General features: G+C 76.7%; 16 protein-coding genes and 2 riboswitches. Of the genes, 14 read left to right on the top strand and 2 right to left on the bottom strand.

Annotation, left to right across the window (positions count from 1 at the left end; all coding sequences use genetic code 11):
* Nucleotides 1-323: 323 nt before the first annotated feature.
* Nucleotides 324-437: riboswitch (SAM riboswitch) on the top strand.
* A gap of 34 nt (nucleotides 438-471) precedes the next feature.
* Nucleotides 472-1,848 carry an aminotransferase class V-fold PLP-dependent enzyme gene (locus tag ACI78V_RS20700; protein WP_456854174.1) on the top strand — a complete coding sequence of 459 codons (1,377 nt, stop codon included), beginning with the start codon at nucleotides 472-474 and terminating at the stop codon, nucleotides 1,846-1,848.
* 5 nt (nucleotides 1,849-1,853) lie between these two features.
* Here the strand turns inward: ACI78V_RS20700 and ACI78V_RS20695 are convergent, their stop codons facing one another.
* Complete coding sequence (locus tag ACI78V_RS20695; RefSeq protein WP_456854172.1) at nucleotides 1,854-2,780, bottom strand: hypothetical protein; 927 nt, start codon at nucleotides 2,778-2,780, stop codon at nucleotides 1,854-1,856.
* A gap of 68 nt (nucleotides 2,781-2,848) precedes the next feature.
* Between ACI78V_RS20695 and ACI78V_RS20690 the strand changes: the two genes are divergently transcribed.
* The 11 genes from ACI78V_RS20690 to ACI78V_RS20640 all read left to right on the top strand — a co-directional run bounded on the left by ACI78V_RS20690 (nucleotide 2,849) and on the right by ACI78V_RS20640 (nucleotide 14,572).
* Nucleotides 2,849-3,829, top strand: a complete 981-nt coding sequence (locus ACI78V_RS20690; protein WP_456854170.1) for a sulfotransferase — start codon at nucleotides 2,849-2,851, stop codon at nucleotides 3,827-3,829.
* Nucleotides 3,830-3,840: 11 nt separating this feature from the next.
* The gene (locus tag ACI78V_RS20685) at nucleotides 3,841-4,071 is read left to right on the top strand and encodes a hypothetical protein (protein ID WP_456854169.1); all 231 of its coding nucleotides are present in this window, start codon (nucleotides 3,841-3,843) and stop codon (nucleotides 4,069-4,071) included.
* Entirely contained in the window at nucleotides 4,068-4,892 is an 825-nt protein-coding gene (locus ACI78V_RS20680; protein ID WP_456854167.1) for a DUF1684 domain-containing protein, read from the top strand. Before ACI78V_RS20685 ends, ACI78V_RS20680 begins: the two co-directional genes overlap by 4 nt.
* Entirely contained in the window at nucleotides 4,889-6,094 is a 1,206-nt protein-coding gene (locus ACI78V_RS20675) for an LLM class flavin-dependent oxidoreductase (protein ID WP_456854165.1), read from the top strand. The genes ACI78V_RS20680 and ACI78V_RS20675 overlap by 4 nt, the downstream gene beginning before the upstream one ends.
* Nucleotides 6,095-6,103: 9 nt before the next feature.
* Nucleotides 6,104-7,441: an NtaA/DmoA family FMN-dependent monooxygenase gene (locus ACI78V_RS20670; RefSeq protein ID WP_456854163.1), complete on the top strand. Its 1,338-nt coding sequence runs from the start codon at nucleotides 6,104-6,106 to the stop codon at nucleotides 7,439-7,441.
* A gap of 88 nt (nucleotides 7,442-7,529) precedes the next feature.
* Nucleotides 7,530-8,441 (top strand): alpha/beta fold hydrolase, encoded by a 912-nt coding sequence (locus ACI78V_RS20665; RefSeq protein WP_456854161.1) that lies wholly within the window; start codon nucleotides 7,530-7,532, stop codon nucleotides 8,439-8,441.
* Between the two features lie 500 nt (nucleotides 8,442-8,941).
* Nucleotides 8,942-9,053: riboswitch (SAM riboswitch) on the bottom strand.
* 210 nt (nucleotides 9,054-9,263) lie between these two features.
* The gene (locus ACI78V_RS20660; protein WP_456854160.1) at nucleotides 9,264-11,201 is read left to right on the top strand and encodes an FAD/NAD(P)-binding protein; all 1,938 of its coding nucleotides are present in this window, start codon (nucleotides 9,264-9,266) and stop codon (nucleotides 11,199-11,201) included.
* A 103-nt stretch (nucleotides 11,202-11,304) separates the two neighbouring features.
* Nucleotides 11,305-11,796 carry a Chromate resistance protein ChrB gene (locus ACI78V_RS20655; protein ID WP_456854159.1) on the top strand — a complete coding sequence of 164 codons (492 nt, stop codon included), beginning with the start codon at nucleotides 11,305-11,307 and terminating at the stop codon, nucleotides 11,794-11,796.
* Complete coding sequence (locus ACI78V_RS20650) at nucleotides 11,793-12,224, top strand: chromate resistance protein ChrB domain-containing protein (RefSeq protein ID WP_456854157.1); 432 nt, start codon at nucleotides 11,793-11,795, stop codon at nucleotides 12,222-12,224. The genes ACI78V_RS20655 and ACI78V_RS20650 overlap by 4 nt, the downstream gene beginning before the upstream one ends.
* 14 nt (nucleotides 12,225-12,238) lie before the next feature.
* Entirely contained in the window at nucleotides 12,239-13,624 is a 1,386-nt protein-coding gene (gene chrA / locus ACI78V_RS20645) for a chromate efflux transporter (RefSeq protein WP_456854155.1), read from the top strand.
* Nucleotides 13,625-13,717: 93 nt separating this feature from the next.
* Complete coding sequence (locus tag ACI78V_RS20640; protein ID WP_456854153.1) at nucleotides 13,718-14,572, top strand: SDR family oxidoreductase; 855 nt, start codon at nucleotides 13,718-13,720, stop codon at nucleotides 14,570-14,572.
* 33 nt (nucleotides 14,573-14,605) lie between these two features.
* Here the strand turns inward: ACI78V_RS20640 and ACI78V_RS20635 are convergent, their stop codons facing one another.
* On the bottom strand, nucleotides 14,606-16,258 hold the full coding sequence (locus tag ACI78V_RS20635; RefSeq protein WP_456854151.1) for a Na+/H+ antiporter: 1,653 nt from the start codon (nucleotides 16,256-16,258) through the stop codon (nucleotides 14,606-14,608).
* Between the two features lie 104 nt (nucleotides 16,259-16,362).
* On the opposite strand from ACI78V_RS20635, the gene ACI78V_RS20630 reads away from it, so the two are divergent.
* On the top strand, nucleotides 16,363-16,662 hold the full coding sequence (locus ACI78V_RS20630) for a DUF1905 domain-containing protein (protein ID WP_456854150.1): 300 nt from the start codon (nucleotides 16,363-16,365) through the stop codon (nucleotides 16,660-16,662).
* A gap of 112 nt (nucleotides 16,663-16,774) precedes the next feature.
* Nucleotides 16,775-18,472 (top strand): PP2C family protein-serine/threonine phosphatase, encoded by a 1,698-nt coding sequence (locus tag ACI78V_RS20625; RefSeq protein WP_456854148.1) that lies wholly within the window; start codon nucleotides 16,775-16,777, stop codon nucleotides 18,470-18,472.
* Nucleotides 18,473-18,519 lie beyond the last annotated feature (47 nt).

The raw sequence follows: 18,519 nt of genomic DNA, 5'->3' as shown, positions 1-18,519 counted from the left end.
CGCTCACGGGGTCTCCTCGCTGGCGCTCGTCGGCCGCGCTCACGGGCTCTCCTCGCTGGCGCTCGTCGGCCGCGGTCGCGGCGCGGCTGTGGTGCCGCGGGGGGGGGCCCCCCCCGCCCCCCCCCCCCCCCCCCGGGGGAGGGGGTCGGGGGAGGGTGCCGTTCAGCGACAGGTTGCCGACCAGACCCGCCCCAGGTCGACGTGGACCCGCCGGACCAGCCGCGGGGAGGCTGCGGGGGCGGTCGACGGGGCGGGCACGGACATATCCCTACCATCCCGATCGGGTTTGACGGGAATGCGGCCTGCGTGTCACGCTCCCGGCAGGTCAAGAGCGCCAGCGACAAGCCCCGGCTCGCTGGCCGGCAACCCTTCCACCGCGATGGGGTGCCCCGGGTGACGACCAGGCGGGTGCCGACCGGCGCCCGCAAGCGCGGGCCCCGTACGCCGGGTCCCCGAACCGAGGAGGCCTGTGTGACCGCCGCCGTCCTGCCCCGCCCCGTCGTCCCCGCCGCGTCGCAGCGGCCGCTGCTGCCGGTCGTCGGCGCCGGCACCGAGGTCCCGCTGGTGCCCTCCGGGCGGGCCCCGTACGCCGACCTCGACACCGCGGCGAGCACCCCGGCGCTGGTCGCGGTCGCCGACCGGGTGGCCGAGGCGCTGCCCCTGTACGCCAGCGTCCACCGCGGCGCCGGCTGCCTCTCCCAGGTCTCCACGGCGCTCTACGAGTCCGCGCGCGACACCGTCGCCCGCTTCGTCGGCGCCCGGCCCGACGACGTCTGCGTGCTCGCCCGCAACACCACCGACGCGCTGAACCTGCTGGCCGCGTGCGTCCCCGCGGGGCAGCGGGTGCTCGTGCTCGACTGCGAGCACCACGCCGACCTGCTGCCCTGGCAGCGCCGGGGGGACACCACCGTGCTCCCCACGCGGTCCACGGTCACCGCGACGCTGCGGGAGCTGGCCGCCGAGCTCGCCGCGCGGCCCGCCGGCCTGGTGGCGGTCACCGGCGCGTCCAACGTGACCGGCGAGGCGCTGCCGCTGGCCGACGTCGTCGAGCTCGCGCACGCCGCCGGCGCCCGGGTCGCCGTGGACGGCGCCCAGCTGGTGCCGCACCGCCGGTTCTCCCTGGCCGCGACCGGCGCCGACTACGTCGCGCTGTCCGGGCACAAGCTCTACGCGCCCTACGGCACCGGGGCGCTGGTGGGCCGCCGCGACTGGCTCGACGCCGCACCCGCCCACCTCGCCGGCGGCGGCGCGGTGCAGGAGGTCACGGTGGAGGAGACGCGCTGGGCCGCGGCGCCGCACCGCCACGAGGGCGGGTCGCCCAACGTGCTGGGGGCGGTGGCGCTGGCGGCGGCCTGCGACGCACTGGGAGAGCTGCCCGACGGTGCCCTGGAGACGCACGAGCAGGCGCTGCGGGCCCGGCTGGAGGCCGGCCTCGACGCGCTCCCCGGCGTCCGGCGGCTGCGCATCTGGCCGGACTCGACCGCCCCCGTCGGCGTGGTGTCGTTCACCGTCGAGGGCGCCGACCCCGGCCTGGTCGCCGCCGTCCTGTCGGCCGAGCACGGCATCGGCGTCCGGGACGGCCGCTTCTGCGCCCACCCGCTGCTCGATCGGCTGGGCGTGCCCGAGGGTGCGCTGCGGGCCAGCGTCGGCGTCGCGACCACGGCGGCCGACGTCGACCGGCTGCTCGCCGGCCTCGCCGCCTTCATCTCCAGCGGGCCGGCGGCGCGCTACGCGGTGCGCGACGGCCGGTGGCAGCCGGCCGAGGACCCCCGCCCGCTGGCCGGGCTGGCCGGAGCCGACCTGCGCGCCGTCGCCCGCGGCGCCGGTTGCGGACCGGTGGGGCGGTGAGCGGGTCAGCCGGGCAGGACGACGGTGCGCAGCTCGTGGGCGCCGTCGGCGCGCGTCGCCTCGTAGAACCAGCGGGTTCCGCCACCGGGCAGGGCCACCGCGTCGGCGTAGCGCAGGCCGCCGGGTGCGTGCGGGCTCTGCAGCAGCGGCCCGCCGGGGGCCGCGCGGAACCGCCCGTACCCGTCGGCACGTGCCAGGCCGGTGCGCTCCTCCCAGTTCTCCGCCGCGGTGGCGCGGCCGTCGTAGAGCGCCCAGCTGCGCTCGCCGTCCAGCACCACGGCGGCGACGCGGACGCCGCGGGCGTCCCAGCTGCCGGGCGTGCCGGCCAGCGCGGTGCCCTGCCAGGTCCAGTGGACGCCGTCGTCGCTGGTGGCGTGCTCGGTGGTCATGCGGTCGGTGGCGTCCGGGTCGTCCAGCGGGTGCACGCTGGCCCACAGGTGCCACCGGTGTCCGTCGTGCCGCAGCACCGGGTCCTTGACCGCCTCGGCGTCGCTGCCCGGCAGCACGGTGCGCGGGGTCGCCGTCGCCAGCTCCTCGACCGTGCCGGCGTCGAGCAGGTCGACCCGCCAGTGCCTGGTCCCCGGCGTCGCGCAGCTGACGTAGAGCCGCCAGCGGCCGCCGGGCGTGTGCACCAGCGCCGGGCGCTCCAGCGACTCGGCTCCGAACGCGTCCTTGCCCACGGCCACGACCGGGGTGAACCGCACCCCGTCGTCGGACCGGGCGACGACGTTGGCGAAGCCGCGGCCCTCGCCGACCGGTCGCCGCAGCCGGTAGGCCAGCCACCACGTCCCGTCGACCAGCTGGGCCGACGGCCCGCCGGCCCACGACCCGGGCCGGGGGTCCTCCGGGGCCAGCACCACCTCGGCGTCGGCCCAGAACCGGTCGGGCTCCGGCGGGCGGGGTACGGAGGTCGGGGCGGGGCTGGGCGGCACGCGGCGGCTCCGGTCTCGAGCGAGGGGGACGCCGCCCAGTCTGCACACCGACCCGGGGAGGAGTCCGCATGAGCGGCCGGCTGCCGCAGTTCGTCATCGCCGGGGCGCCCAAGGCCGGCACGACGGCGTTGCACGCCGCCCTGGCCACGCACCCGGGCCTGTACCTGTCACCGGTCAAGGAACCGAAGTTCTACCTGACCGACGGCCGGCGCCCGCCGCGCAGCGGGCAGCGCGGCCCCGGCGACGCGCACAGCGCCCGGGAGTGGATCTGGCGGCGGGAGGAGTACCTCGCGCTGTTCGCGGCCGCTCCGGAGGACGCCGTCCGCGGCGAGAGCACGCCGTTCTACCTGTACGACCGGGCCGCGCACGCCCGGCTGGCCGGCGACGTGCCGGACGTCAGGGTGGTCGTGGTCGTGCGGGACCCCGTGGACCGCGCCTGGTCGAACTGGGTGCACCTGCGGGCCGACGGGCTGGAGCCGGTGCCGGACTTCCTCGCCGCCGTCCGGCGGGAGCCGGAGCGGATCGCCGCCGGCTGGGCGCCGTTCTGGCACTACCGGGGCCTGGGTCGGTACGGCGAGCAGCTGCGGGACCTGTACCGGCACGTGCCGAGGGAGCGGGTGTTCCTGCTGCGGTACCGGCAGCTGGTCGACACCCCGCGCGAGACGCTGGACCGGGTCAGCACGTTCCTCGGCGTGGCGCCGGGGATCGCGCACACGGTGGCCCCCGAGAACGTCAAGCCCTACCTCGCCGACACCCCGCGGTACCGGGCACTCGCCCGGGTCGTGCGGGCCGGGGCGGCGCTCGGGGCCTACGCGCCGCCGCAGGTGTGGCGGCAGGTGAGCCGGCCGCTGCTCGCCGCGCTGCACGCCGGGAGGGCGCCGCGCCCGGAGATGCCGGTCGAGGTCCGGCGCGAGGTGCTCGGGCCGCTGCTCGATGACATCGCGCTGCTCGAGCACCTGACCGGCGAGTCCTTCGCCGACTGGAAGGGCGACACCGGGCGGGGCGATTTCCGGTCCCGGTCGTCCGGGACCGCACCGGTCCCCCGGTAGAGGAGACCCCGATGACCGTGACCGACGAGCTGCCGGCCGCCGGCACCCGCGACGCCGAGCCGTCCTCCGGCCCGCTGCCGCTGCCGCCGGAGGACGGCGCCCGCGGTGTCGTGGTCGACGTCGCCACCGGGAGACGCAGCGACGTGCTCCGGGCCGGGTACACCCCCCGGGCGGCGCCGCTCGCCGGCAGCCGCCCCCGGTCCCGTCCTCGTCCGACCCCCGCCCGACCAGGAGAACCATGACCACCGTCGCCACCCCCGCCGACACGTTCGCCCGCGACTGGGCCGACTGGCACCGCCGGCACGAGGAGGTCCGGGCCGATCCGCACGGCTTCCTCGCCGTCACCGGCCTGCACTGGCTGACCGCCGACCCGCGGCGCCTCCCCGGCGCCCCCGGGGCCTGGTCGACCGGCCCCCGCGGGGTCGTGGTGAGCCTGGAGGAGGGGGAGGAGCTGGCGGTCGACGGTGTGCCGCTGCGCGGGGAGCACGTGTTCGGCGTGCTGCCCGAGCGGGGTGGGGTCACCGCGACCGCGGGGGACGCGGTCGTCGAGGTGGCCCGGCGGGGTGGGCACGACGTCGTCCGGCCCCGGCGCCCCGACTCCCCCCTGCGGGTCGGCTACACCGGCACGCCCACGTTCGAGCCACACCCGCGGTGGGTGGCCGAGGGTCGGTACGTGCCGTTCGACGAGCCCCGGCCCACCACCGTGGGTGCCGCGGTCCCCGGCCTCGAGCACGTCTACGACGCCCCCGGGGTGGTCGAGTTCGCCCTCACCGGCCGGGACCTGCGGCTCACCGCCTTCCCCGGCTCCGCGCCCGGGAGCCTGCTCCTGCTCTTCACCGACGAGACCTCCGGCGTCACCACGTACGCCGCCAACCGGGCGCTGGCGCTGGCCCCGCCGGACGACGACGGGCGGGTCGTGCTCGACTTCAACCGGGCCACCAACCTGCCCTGCGCCTACACCGACTTCGCGACCTGCCCGTTGCCGCCGGCGGAGAACCGGCTGCCGATCGCGGTCGAGGCCGGCGAGCGGACCCCCACCGAGCGCACCGGGGGTGCGGCGTGAGCGGCCCGGCCTCCCGGCTGCACCTCGCGGTCGCCCTGGACGGCGCCGGCTGGCACCCCGCCGCCTGGCGGGAGCCCGACGCCCGGCCGGCGGAGCTGTTCACCGCCGGCTACTGGGTCGACCTGGTCCAGGAGGCGCAGCGGGGCCTGCTGGACCTCGTCACCCTCGAGGACGGCCTGTCGCTGCAGTCGACCGACCGGTACGGCCCCGACGACCGGACCGACCAGGTCCGCGGGCGGCTGGACGCCGTGCAGGTCGCCGCCCGCGTCGCACCGGTCACCGAGGGGATCGGGCTGGTCCCGACCGCGGTGGTCACGCACACCGAGCCGTTCCACCTGTCCAAGGCGATCGCCACCCTCGACTACGTGAGCACCGGCCGGGCCGGCGTCCGGGTCAAGGTGGGCAGCAGCCCCGCCGAGGCCGCCCACTTCGGCCGGCGCACCCTGCCCGCGCTGGGCAGCGTGGACCCGCGCGACCCGGCCGTTCAGGCGGCCCTGCGGGAGCTGTTCGACGAGGCCGCCGACTGGGTGGAGGTGGTCCGCCGCCTCTGGGACAGCTGGGAGGACGACGCCGAGATCCGCGACGCCGCGACCGGCCGGTTCATCGACCGCGCGAAGCTGCACCCGGTCGACTTCGTCGGCCGGTGGTTCTCCGTCCGCGGCCCGTCGATCACGCCCCGGCCGCCGCAGGGCCAGCCGGTGGTCACCGCGCTGGCCCACCAGGCCGTCCCCTACCAGCTGGTGGGGCGCAGCGCCGACGTCGGCTTCGTGACACCTCGGGACGCCGCCGACGCCACCGCGATGGTGGCCGAGATCCGCGCCGCCCAGGCCGCGGCGGGACGGTCGGGGGAGACGGTGCACGTCTTCGGCGACCTCGTGGTGTTCCTCGACGACGACCCCGCGGCGGCGGATGCCCGCCGCCGGCGGCTGGACGACGTCGCGGGCAACGAGTACGCCAGCGACGCGACGGTGTTCGCCGGCTCGCCCGCCCAGCTGGCCGACCTGCTGGCGGAGTGGCACCGGGCCGGGCTCACCGGCTTCCGGCTGCGCCCGGCGGCCCTGCCGCACGACCTGGTGCAGGTGACCGGCGGTCTGGTGCCCGAACTGCAGCGCCGTGGCCTGTTCCGCACCACGTACGAGGCGACGACGCTGCGCGGCCACCTCGGCCTGCCGCGCCCCGCCAACCGCTACGCCGCCGTCTGAGGAGACCGGATGACCAAGCAGATCCACCTGGCGGCGCACTTCCCCGGGGTCAACAACACCACCGTGTGGAGCGACCCGGCCGCCGGCAGCCACATCGAGTTCGCCTCCTTCGCCCGGTTCGCGCAGGCGGCCGAGCGCGGGAAGTTCGACTTCCTGTTCCTCGCCGAGGGGCTGCGGCTGCGGGAGCAGAACGGCCAGATCTACGACCTCGACGTCGTCGGCCGCCCCGACACCTTCACCGTGCTGGCCGCCCTCGCCGCCGTCACCGACCGCCTCGGCCTGACCGGCACGATCAACTCGACGTTCAACGAGCCCTACGAGGTGGCCCGCCAGTTCGCCAGCCTCGACCACCTCTCCGGCGGGCGCGCGGCCTGGAACGTCGTCACCTCCTGGGACGCCTTCACCGGCGAGAACTTCCGGCGCGGCGGGTTCCTGCCGCAGGACCAGCGCTACGAGCGGGCCCGGACGTTCCTGGCGACCGTGCTGGAGCTGACCGGCTCCTGGCGCGGCGACGAGATCGCCGCGGACAAGGACAGCGGGGTCTTCCTCCGCGACCGGCAGGCCGGCCGGTTCGCGCACACCGACGCGCACTTCGACATCGCCGGCCGGTTCGACGTCCCCCGCAGCCCGCAGGGGCACCCGGTGGTCTTCCAGGCCGGTGACTCCGAGGAGGGCCGGGAGTTCGCCGCCGCCGGCGCGGACGCCATCTTCAGCCGGCACAGCACCAAGGAGGCCGGGCAGGCGTTCTACGCCGACGTCAAGGGACGCCTGGCACGGTACGGCCGCTCGCGCGACTCGCTGCTGATCCTCCCCGCGGCGACCTTCGTCATCGGGGACACCGACGCCGAGGCCGCGGAGCTGGCGCACGAGGTGCGGCGCCAGCAGGTGTCCGGGCAGACGGCGATCCGGTTCCTCGAGCACGTGTGGAACCGGGACCTGTCCGCCTACGACCCCGACGGACCGCTGCCCGAGGTCGACCCGGTGGTGGGGGAGGGCCACGTCGCCCAGGGCCGGGCGCAGGTGCGCATGTACCGGGACCCGCTGGCCACCGCCCGGCAGTGGCGCGCGCTGGCCGCGGAGAAGGGTTACTCCATCCGGGAGCTGATGATCGAGGTGCAGAGCCGGCAGACGTTCATCGGCAGCCCGGCCACGGTGGCGGCGACGATCGACGACCTGGTGCAGTCCGACGCCGGCGACGGCTTCATCCTCGTCCCGCACATCACCCCGGGCGGCCTGGACCCGTTCGTCGACACCGTCGTCCCGCTGCTGCAGGAGCGGGGCGTCTTCCGCACCGACTACACCGGGACGACGCTCCGCGACCACCTCGGGCTGGCCACGCCGCGCTGAGGCACCCGCTGAGCGCGGTCACGGCCGTTGCGGCGGCGCGCTGCCACGAGGAGGGTGTCCGGCGCGACCGGGGACGAGGGGGCGCGTGATGGCGGCGACCGACGACGGCCCGGGCTCCGCCGGGGTGGCCCGCGTGGTGGTCGACGGCGCGCGGCTGGCCTACCGGGAGCTCGGGTCGGGTGAGCCGGTCGTCCTCGTGCACGGCGGGATCAGCGACCTGCGGACGTGGGCGGCCCAGCTCGAGCCGCTGGCCGCGCGCCACCGGGTGATCGCCTACAGCCGGCGGTTCGCCCGGCCGGGCGCCGACGTCCCGCCGGGCGCGGCCGACCCGATGCCCGTGCACGTCGACGACCTGGTCGCCCTCCTCCGGGAGCTCGGCGCGACGCCGGCCCACCTGGTCGGCAACTCGTGGGGTGCGTTCATCTGCCTGCTCACCGCGATCGAGCACCCGGACGCCGTCCGCAGCCTGGTCCTCGAGGAGCCGCCGCTGCTGCCCCTCGTGCTCGGCCCGGGCACGCGCCCGCACGCCGGGGTGCTCGCGCGCAGCCTGCTGCGGCACCCGGGCGCCACCCTCGGGGTCCTGGCGTTCGGCGTGCGCACCTTCGCGCCGATGGCGTGGGCCGCCCGGCGGGGCGACCCCGAGCGGGCCTGGCAGCTGTTCGCGCGCGGCGTGCTCGGCGCCGCGGCGTTCCGGGCGCTGACCGAGGAGCGCCGGCAGCAGATGCGGGAGAACGCGACGACGCTGCAGCCGGCCCTGCGGGCGGGCTTCCCGCCGCTGTCCGGGACCGACCTGCGCGCCGTCCGGGTGCCCACCCTGCTGATCACCGGCGCCCGGAGCCCCCGTGTCGTGCGGGCACTGAGCCGGTGGCTGGCGTCGCTGCTGCCCGAGGTCGAGCAGCTCCAGGTGCCGGGCGCGTCGCACCTGGTGCACGAGGACCAGCCGGGGCTGGTGAACGCCGCGATCCTGGCGTTCCTGGACCGGTGCCGGCCGCGCGGGTGACGCCGTGCGGCCGGCGGTCGTCCGGCCCCGTCGGGGGCGTTCCTCGCGCTCTGCGGGTGCCGCACCACCCGCAGAGCGCGAGGAACACCCGCACGGCGCTGTCGCCCGGACCAGGGTCCGGGGACCGACCGCGCGCGGCCCGCCCCCGGACCCACGCTCAGGAGCCGACGGCCGGGTTGACGACGGGCTCGTCGACCGCCTCGTCGGACAGGCCCCAGCGCTGGAGGGTCCGCGCGTAGGTGCCGTCCTCGAACACGTGCCGCAGCGCCGCCTCGAACGCCGCGACCAGGCCGTTGCCCTTGAGGGAGGTCGCAGGAGCGGGCGGGACCGCGGGGCCGGCCGGAGCCGGTCAGGGGAGGGAATGCCTCGGCGACAGAGCGCGCTGTCGGTACGGAGCAGGTCGACCGCCGGCCGGCCGACCAGGTCGGCCGAGAGGTCGCGCACGCTCGGCGTGCTGGCGGTGCTCACGGGGGCGTGCTCCTCGTGCAGAGCCCGGGAGGGCTGCGGACTTGCCGGCGCGGGATGCGTCGGCCAGGTCGTCACCCGGGGCACCCCGTCGCAGCGGAGGGTTGCCGGCCAGCGAGCCGGGGCTTGGTGCTGGCACCCAGGACCTGGCCGGGACGACAGGCACCGGATGCCATATCCGTCAATCCCGATCGGTTTGGTAGACGTTACGGACACGCCGCGTCGGACGGAGGAGGGGACGTGACCCGATCGGAGCTGGCACGGCGTCGGCACGTCGACCTGCTCCGCACCTGCAGCGCCCTGTGTCCGGAGGCGTGAGCCCTCCTCCCCCTCCCTCTGGCACTGGAGCGTCCCCGCATGTCCCGCCTCGACCCCCTCCGCGCCGCCTCGCTCGTCGTGGTCGGCGCCGGCCCCACCGCGATCGGCGTCCTCGAGCGCCTGGTCGCCTCCGCGCCGGAGCTCTCCGGCGGCCGGCGGCTGCACGTCCACCTCGTCGACCCGTTCCCGCCGGGCGGCGGCCGGGTCTGGCGCGCCGCGCAGCCGGACCTGTTGTGGGCCAACTCGCTCGTCGGCGACGTGACCGTGCTGCCCGATCCGTCCGTCGTGGTCGACGGCCCCGTGGGGGAGGGCACCACGCTGTGGCAGTGGGCGTGCGACGTCGCCCGCTCCCGCCCGGCCGAGGACCCGATCGGGCGGGAGGCGCGCCGGCTGGGCCCGGCGTCCTTCCCCTCCCGGCCACTGGTCAACGCCTACCTGGGCTGGGTCCTGGACGCGGTGGTGGCCGCCGCCGCGCCGGAGGTCGACGTCCACCTGCACGCCACCCGGGTGGTCGACGTGGTCGACACCCCCGCCGGCACCCGGGTGCGGCTGGCCGACGGCACCGAGCTGCACGCCGACGCCGTGGTGCTGGCCCAGGGGCACCTGGACGCGCGGCCGACGGCGGCCGAGCGGGCCACCGCGGAGGTCGCGGCGCACCACGGCCTCACCTACGTGCCCACCGGCTACACCGCCGACCTGGACCTCTCCGCGCTCGCGCCGGGGGAGGACGTCCTGGTGCGGGGGGCGGGCCTGGCGTTCGTCGACCTCGTCGTGCTGCTGACCAGCGGGCGCGGCGGGCGGTTCGTCCGCGAGGACGACGGCCGGCTGCGCTACCGGCCCTCCGGTCGCGAGCCCGTCCTGCACGTGGGCTCGCGCCGCGGCGTCCCCTACCGGTCCAAGCTCGGCTACACCTGGAGTGGCCCGCCCGTACCGCTGCGCTTCTTCACCCTCGCCGCGATCGAGGAGGCGTTCGGCCCGTCCCGGCGGGTGGACCTGCGCGCCGACCTCGCGCCGTTGATCGAGCGGGAGCTCGCCTGGGCGCACTACACCGAGCTGTTCCGGGCCTTCCCCGAGCGCACCGCCATGCCGTGGCCGGAGTTCGCCGACGCCTTCACCGCGGCGACGACCGACCGCGCCGAGCGGGCGCTGGTCGCCCGGGCGGTGCCCGACCCGGCCGACCGGTTCGACCTCGCCGCGCTGGACCGTCCGCTGGCCGGCCGGCGGTTCCCCGACCCCGAGGCGCTGCAGGACGCGGTGCGCCGGCACGTGCGGGCCGACCTCGACCGGTCCGCCGACCCGCGGTTCAGCACCGACGCCGCCGTCTTCACGGCGCTGCTGCAGTGCCACGGCACGATCGCCGCGCTGGCGACGGCGCGCCGGCTGACGGCGCGGGCGGAGGCCGAGGAGCTCTCCGGCTGGTGGATGAACCTGTTCAGCTACCTGGCCAGCGGGCCGCCCGGCCCGCGGCTGGAGGAGCTGCTCGCGCTCTCCGAGGCGGGGGTGCTGCGCTTCCTCGGCGCCGGCGTCGAGGTGGTGCTCGACGGGGACGCCGGGGTCTTCCGCGCCCGCTCGGCCAGCTGCCCCGGCGTCACCGAGGCCCGGGCCCTGGTGGAGGCCCGGGTGCCGATGCCCGACGTCACCGCCACCCCCGACCCGGTGGTGACCGGGCTGCTGCACCGCGGCGAGGCCCGGGAGCGGGTGCTGGCCGACCCGGGCGTCGCGGCCGGCGTCCGCGGCACCGGGCGGCTGGACGTCGACGCCGACCTCCGGCTGGTCACCGCGGCCGGGACGCCGCACCCGACGGTCCGCGCGGTCGGCTACTGGACGGCCGGCGCCCAGGTCGCGGCGTTCGCCCGCCCGCACACCAACGCACCCTTCTTCCGGCAGAACGACGCCCTCGCCCGCGACCTCTGGCGGAGCCTGACCGGTGCGGCGGACGGGTCCGTGGTCCCCGTGCTGGCCGCCGGCGCCGCCTGACGTCGGTCGACGCCGGGGCCCCGACGGACCGACCGCGCGTCCGCCCGGCGGGGCGGCGCCGCGACTCTGGACACCGGTGATGCAACCATGGTTGCATCACCACATGCAGCCTCCCGCGGTGTCGACCGGCGAGTGGGTGCTGCTGTCCTACCGCCTGCCGCGGGAGCCGTCCGGCCCCCGCACGACGCTGTGGCGCCGGCTGAGGCGGCTGGGCGTGGCACAGCTGTCCGACGGGCTGGTCGCCCTGCCCGCCGACGCCCGCACCCGCGAACAGCTGGAGTGGCTGGCCGACGACGTCCTGGCGGCCGGTGGGGCGGCGGGGATCTGGCTCGCGCGGCCGGCGACCTCCGCCCAGGAGCGCGAGCTGGCCACCCGGATGGCCGCGGCCCGCGCCGAGGAGTACCGGGCGCTGGCGGAGGGGTGTCGCGCGGCCGCGGGCGACGGCCCGGCCGACCGGGTCCGCGCGCTGCGCCGGCTGCGGGCGGAGTTCCGTGCGGTGGGACGGCGGGACTTCTTCCCGCCGCCCGAGCGCGAGGAGGCGGCCGGGGCGTTGCGCGCGCTGGCCGCCGCCGGGGCGACGGAGGCCGTCCCGTGAGGTGGGCCACCCGCGCCGGGGTGCACATCGACCGCGCCGCCTGCGCCTGGTTGATCCGCCGGTTCCTCGACCCGGAGGCGCGGTTCCTCTTCGTCGCCGACCCCGCCGAGGTGCCCGCCGACGCCACCCCGTTCGACATGCGCGGCGTCGAGCTCGGCCACTCCGGCGGCGACTGCAGTTTCGAGACGATCCTGCGCCGGTACGACCTCACCGACCCCGTGCTCTGGCGGATCGCCGAGGCGGTGCACGAGGCCGACCTCGACGACGGGCGCTTCGACGCCCCCGAGGCGCCGGGCCTGGACGTCGTCCTGCGCGGGCTGTCCATGACCGGTACCGACGAGCAGACCCTCGCGGTGTCCGGGCCGGTGTTCGACGGCCTCTACGAGTACCACCGCCGCCGCCTGCTGCTCGGCCGCGAGCCGGCCTGACCCCCGAGGACGACATGGACCGCGAAGACACCGCCGCGCCGGCGCAGCAGGACGTCGTCCCCTTCGGGACCGCGGTGCGGGCCTGGTTCCTCGTCTCGCTGCAGACCTTCGGCGGCCCCGCCGGCCAGATCGCGGTCATGCAGCGGATGCTCGTGGACGAGCGGCGCTGGATCGGGCAGCGCCGGTTCCTGCACGCCATGAACTACTGCATGCTCCTGCCCGGCCCGGAGGCGCAGCAGCTGGCCACCTACGTCGGGTGGCTGCTGCACGGCACCCGCGGGGGGCTGGTCGCCGGCGGGCTGTTCGTGCTGCCCGGGGTGGTCGCGCTGCTGGTCCTCTCCGCCGTGTACGTCGCCTTCGGGTCGACCGTCGCCGTCACCGCCCTGTTCGCCGGGCTGGCCCCCGCGGTGCTGGCGATCGTGGCCCAGGCGGTGGTCCGGGTGGCCAGGCGCGCCGCGAACAGCCGCGCGCTGGTCGGCATCGCGGTCGCCGCGTTCCTCGCCCTCGCGCTGTTCGGCGTCCCGTTCCCGGTGGTCGTCGCCCTCGCCGGCGTCGCCGGGTGGGCGCTGGGCCGGTGGCGGCCGTCGGCGCTGCCGCGGAAGGCCGGCGCCGAGGCGGCGGACGACGGCCCGCCGCCGGTGATCTCCGACGACGTCCTGCACACCGAGCCGCCGTCCGGGCGCCGGACCCTGCGGGTGCTGCTCGCCGGGCTGGTGGTGTGGGGCGTGCCGGTGGCCGCGGTCGCGCTGCTCACCGGGGCCGACAGCGTCTTCACCCAGCAGGGGCTGTTCTTCTCCGGCGCGGCGGTGGTCACCTTCGGCGGCGCCTACGCGGTGCTGGCGTACGTGGCCCAGCAGGCGGTGGAGGTGTACGGCTGGCTGGGGCCGCGGGAGATGGTGCGCGGGCTGGCGCTGGCCGAGACGACCCCCGGCCCGCTGATCATGGTGGTGCAGTTCGTCGCCTTCCTCGGCGCGTACCGGGCCGGTGGCGGCCTCGACCCGTGGGTCGCCGCGGTCCTCGCCTCGCTCCTGGTCACCTGGGTGACGTTCGTGCCCAGCTTCCTGTTCGTGCTGCTCGGCGCCCCGTACATGGAGCGGCTGCGCGGCAACCGGTCCCTGTCGGCGGCGCTGACCGGGATCACCGCCGCGGTCGTCGGCGTCATCGCCAACCTGGGCCTCTACTTCGCCGTCCACACGCTGTTCTCCCGGACGCTGGACGTCGACCGCGGGCCCCTGCACCTCGAGCTGCCCGACCTCGCCACGCTGCGCCCGGTGCCGCTGGTCATCGCGGCCGTCGCGGCGCTGCTGCTGTTCCGGCTGCGGTGGTCGGTGCTGCGCACGCTCGGGGTCTGCGCGCTCCTCGGCCTGGCGGCGGGGCTGGCGGGGCTGCCGGTCGGGTGATCTCCCGCCCGGCGGGAACAGGGCTGCCGGCCACCGGGTTCGGCGACGTGCAATGGCGCTGCCGCGCCACCCACCCGCATCGGAGGACCCCGCATGTCGATCGTCGTCACCGGAGCCACCGGCCAGCTCGGCCGGCTGGTCGTGGAGGAGCTGCTGGCCCGGGGCGTCGCCCCCGGGGACGTCGTCGCCGGCGGGCGGGCGCTGGAGCGGATCGCCGACCTCGGCGAGCGCGGCGTGCGCGGCGTGCGCCTGGACTACGACGACCCGGCGACCCTGGACGCCGCCCTCTCCGCGGGCGACACCGTCCTGCTGGTCTCGGGCAGCCGGCCCGGCGCGCGGGTGGCCCAGCACCGGGCCGTGGTCGACGCCGCGGTGCGGGCGGGGGTCGCCCGCATCGCCTACACGAGCATCCTCGGCGCCGACGACACCCCGTTGCTGCTCGCCCCGGACCACCGGGCCACCGAGCAGATGGTCCACGAGAGCGGCCTGCCGGCCACGCTGCTGCGCAACGGCTGGTACACCGAGAACTACGTGCCGCAGCTGCAGCAGGCGCGGGAGACCGGCGTCGTGGCGGCCAGCGTCGGCGACGGCCGGGTCGCCAGCGCCACCCGGGCCGACTACGCCGCCGCCATCGCCGGCGCCCTGACCACCGACGGCCACGAGGGGGCGGTGTACGAGCTCTCCGGTGACACCGCGTGGACCTTCGACGAGCTCGCCGCCGCGATCGGCGAGCTGCTCGGCCGCGAGGTCCGCTACGAGCGGCGCTCGCCGGAGGAGCACCGCGCGGCGCTGCTGGCCGCCGGCCTCGACGAGGGGACCGCGGGGTTCGTCGTCGCGCTCGAGGGGGGCATCCGCGAGGGCGCGCTGGCCGCCACCAGCGGTGACCTCGCCAAGCTCGCCGGGCGCCCCAGCACGCCGCTGGTCGAGGGCCTGCGCCCCTTCGCCTGATGCACTGGGGGCAGGGACGGCCGTCTCCGCCCCTCAGCGGCGGGTGGGCAGGCGGCCCTCCTCGTGGTCGAGCTCCCGCTCCAGCCGGCGCAGGCCCTCGTCGGGCAGCCGGCCGACGTCGCGCCAGTGCAGCAGCTCCTCGCGCTGGGCGGTGAGCACCGCCTTGCGCACCCGCAGCGCCGCCTCGTACTCCGGTGACATCGGCACCTCGCCGCCCTCGACGCCCTGCAGCATGTCCAGCCGCCGCCGGTAACGGTCCAGGCGCGCCTGCAGCTGCGCCCGGATCGTCTCGATCGCGTCGTCGTCGACGTGGTCGTGCTGCTCGGCGGCCAGCTCGTCCAGCCGCCGCAACCCCGCCTCCACCGACGCCGCCCGCGCCTGGTTGCGCAGCCGCGCCCGGTCGGCCTCGTCCGCCCGCAGCCCGAGCGCGCGGACCAGCGGCGCGAAGGTGAGGCCCTGCCCGACCAGGGTGACCAGCACGGCGAGGAAGGCGCAGAACAGCAGCAGGTTGCGGTCGGGGAACGGCGCGCCGGTCTCGGTGGTGAGGGGCAGCGTGAAGATCGCCGCGAGGCTGATCACGCCGCGGGTGCCGGCCCAGCTCAGGACGACGATCTCCCGGCCCGACAGCCGCGTCAGGGTGGTCCGCGGGTCGCCGTCGTCCCCCGCGAGGTCCTCGCCGCCCAGCCGGGTGTGCAGCGACTGCGGCAGGTGCTCGGTGAGCCACAGCCACAGGGGCCGCAGCAGGAGGACGACGCCGACGGTGACCAGCGAGGCGGTCACGATCGTGCCGGTCGTGTACTGGCCCAGCCCCCTGATGACGGCGGGCAGCTGCTGACCGATGAGCAGGAAGACGACGCCCTCGAGGAGGAAGTCGACCAGCCGCCAGACGGCGTCGGTCTGCAACCGGGTCGCGCCGGTCGCCCAGACGGGGAAGTTGTGGCCGATGACCAGGCCCGCGACGACCACGGCCAGGACCCCGGAGACGTGCACCGTCTCGGCCAGCAGGTAGGCCACGAAGGGGGTGGCCAGGGAGATCGCGTTCGACGACAGCGGGTCGCGGCGCAGCCGGCGCAGCGGCCGGACGGCGTAGGCGATGAAGACACCGACGGCCACGCCCCCCGCCGCGACGACGACGAACTGCCCGACGGCCGCCGGGGTGGAGAAGCCGTCGCCCTGCGCGGCGGCGACCGCGACGGACAGGATGGTCAGCGCGGTGGCGTCGTTGAGCAGCCCCTCGCCCTGGATGAGCGTGACCAGCCGCGGTGGCAGCCCGACCCTGCGGCCGACGGCCAGGGCCGCCACCGGGTCGGGCGGGGCGACCGCCGCGCCCAGCGCGATCCCGGCCGCCAGCGTCGCGCCGGCGACGAACAGCTCGAAGCCGATCCCGACGACCAGCGCGGTCGCCGTCACGAGGAGCACCGAGAGGCTGACCACGGTCCGCAGGTTGCGGCGGATCTCGGTCAGCGAGCTGTCCAGGGCGGCGCTGTAGAGCAGGGGCGGCAGCACCAGGGTGAGCACGAGCTCGGGGTCGAGCTCGATGTTGGGCCCGGGCAGGTACGCGTAGGCGATGCCGGTCAGCGTCAGCAGTGCCGCGGCGGGCAGGCCGCTGCGGTCGGCCACCCAGCGCACCGCGACGATCACCGCGACGGCGCCCAGGACCAGCAGCAACAGCGTCTCCACGTGCACCTCGACATCCTTCCCGATGGACCGTGGCCCGGCCGGACGGCCCACCGATGACTCCTGGCCGGCCGGGCGGTCGGAGGGGAGAGGCCGACGAGAGGAGCGCGACCATGACCGTGACACGGTCGACGGGGCCCGGCCCGCTGGACACGGAGTTCACCGCCGAGCTCCTCCGCAGTCCCGCGGCGGGTGGCTGGACCTACGTGGTGATGCCGTGGTCGGCCGAGTTCTCCGGCGCCCGCGGCCTGGTCAGGGTCCGCGGCACCATCGACGGCCGGCCCTTCCGCACCTCGTTCCTGGCCCTGGGCGACGGCCGGCAGAAACTGCCGGTGCGAGCCGACGTCCGGCGCACCATCGGCAAGCAGGCCGGTGACACGGTGACCGTCCGCCTGGCGGAACGGCTGAGCTGAACCCGGGGTCCGGGGCACACGGCGGCGCGCCCCGGGCCGCAGGCGTCGCTGGCGTACTGTGCCGACGTCATGCAGCGGGTGGAGCCACCCGGGCCGAGGTGGTGGGGACGTGGTGGACGAAGCGCGTGGGCGGTCCGTGCGCGCCGCCGGCGACCCCGGCCGCGGGACCCCGCGTCGGGCGGTCGCGGTCTTCGACGCCGACTGGACCCTCGTCACGGTCGACGAGGCGACCGCCGACCTGCTGGGCCGCCGGCGGGAGGACCTCGTCGACCGCAACATCTGGATCGCCCTGCCCGAGCTCGCCGGGACGATCTTCCACAGCTTCCTGCTGCACGCCCGCAGCGTCGGCGAGCGGGTGACCTGGTGGGGCTTCTACGCCCCCGCCGGACGCTGGCTCGACGCCACCGCGCACCGGGTCGGCGACCAGTTGCACGTCTACCTGCGGGAGCGCACCGGCCCGCTGCCGGAGGGGTCAGGGTCCGACGACCGGGGGGACGGGGCCGGCGACTCGGCCGAGGACGACCGGCTCCGCTTCCTGGCCGAGGTCAGCGAGGCGATGATCAGCACGCTGGACGCCGGGGAGTCGCTCGGCAAGCTCGTCGACCTCGTCGTCCCCCGGCTGGCCGACTGGGCCGTGGTGACGGTCGTGGGGGACGACGGCCAGCCCCCCGAGGAGAGCTGGGCGCACCGCGACCCGGCGCGGCTGGCGGACCTGGACGCCTACATGCGGGGCCGGGTCCGGGTCCCGGGTGACGACAACGACCCGCTGACCGCCGCGCTGCTCACCGGCGAGCCCATCCACCTGCCGCGGATCGACCCGGTGCTCGTGGAACCGGCCCTGGGCAGCGACGAGGTGCGGCAGGCCTGGGCGCGGCTGGACGCCGGGTCGATCACGATCGTGCCGTTGCGCGCCCGGTCGGAGACCTTCGGCGCCCTGGGGCTGGTCAACGGCTCGGGCCGGTCGCCGCACGGGGAGATGGAGATCGCGACGGCGGTGGAGGTCGCCCGGCGGGCGTCCCTGGCGATCGACAACGCCCGGCTCTACGGGCGGCAGCTCAAGGTCGCCGAGACCCTGCAGCGCAGCATGCTGACCCCGCCACCGCAGCCGGACCAGCTGGAGATCGCCGTCCGGTACCAGCCGGCGTCGAGCACCCTCCACGTCGGCGGCGACTGGTACGACGCCTTCCAGCAGCCCGACGGCGACACCCTGCTCGTCATCGGCGACGTCGTCGGCCACAACGTCGATGCCGCGGCCGCGATGGGTCAGGTGCGCAGCATCGTGCGCGGCATCGCGTACGACCGGCAGGAGGAGCCGGCGCGGATCCTCACGCGGGTCGACGCGGTCCTGTCCGGGCTGCACATCGGCACGCTGGCCACCGTCCTCATCGCCCGCATCGAGCAGACCGCGGCCGAGGCGGGCACCGGCCGGCGCCGGGTGCGCTGGTCCTCGGCCGGGCACCTGCCCCCGCTCCTCCTGCACGCCGACGGGCGGGTCGAGGCGCTGACCTCCCGGCCGGAGACCCTGCTGGGGACGGAGTCCGCCCACTCACGGACCGACTCCGTCGCCGAGCTCGCCGCCGGGGACACCCTGGTCTTCTACACCGACGGCCTCGTGGAGCAGGGCCGCAGCGGCATCGACGAGGGGACCGAACGGCTGCTCGCGGCGGTCGGGTCCATCGGCTGCGTGCCGGTCGACGAGCTGTGCGACGCGCTGCTCGGCCGCATCGTCGGCGGCCGCCCCGACGACGACGTCGCGATCGTCGCCGTGCGCTGCCACCCCCAGGACGGCGGAGCCGCGCCGGCCCCCTGACCACGGGATACGGCATGCTCGGGCGGCCCCGAGTTCCGCCGTCGAAG

Source organism: Geodermatophilus sp. SYSU D00742, assembly GCF_054049935.1.
The sequence above is the reverse complement of the archived record's forward strand: the minus strand, read 5'-3'. Positions and strand labels throughout refer to the sequence as shown.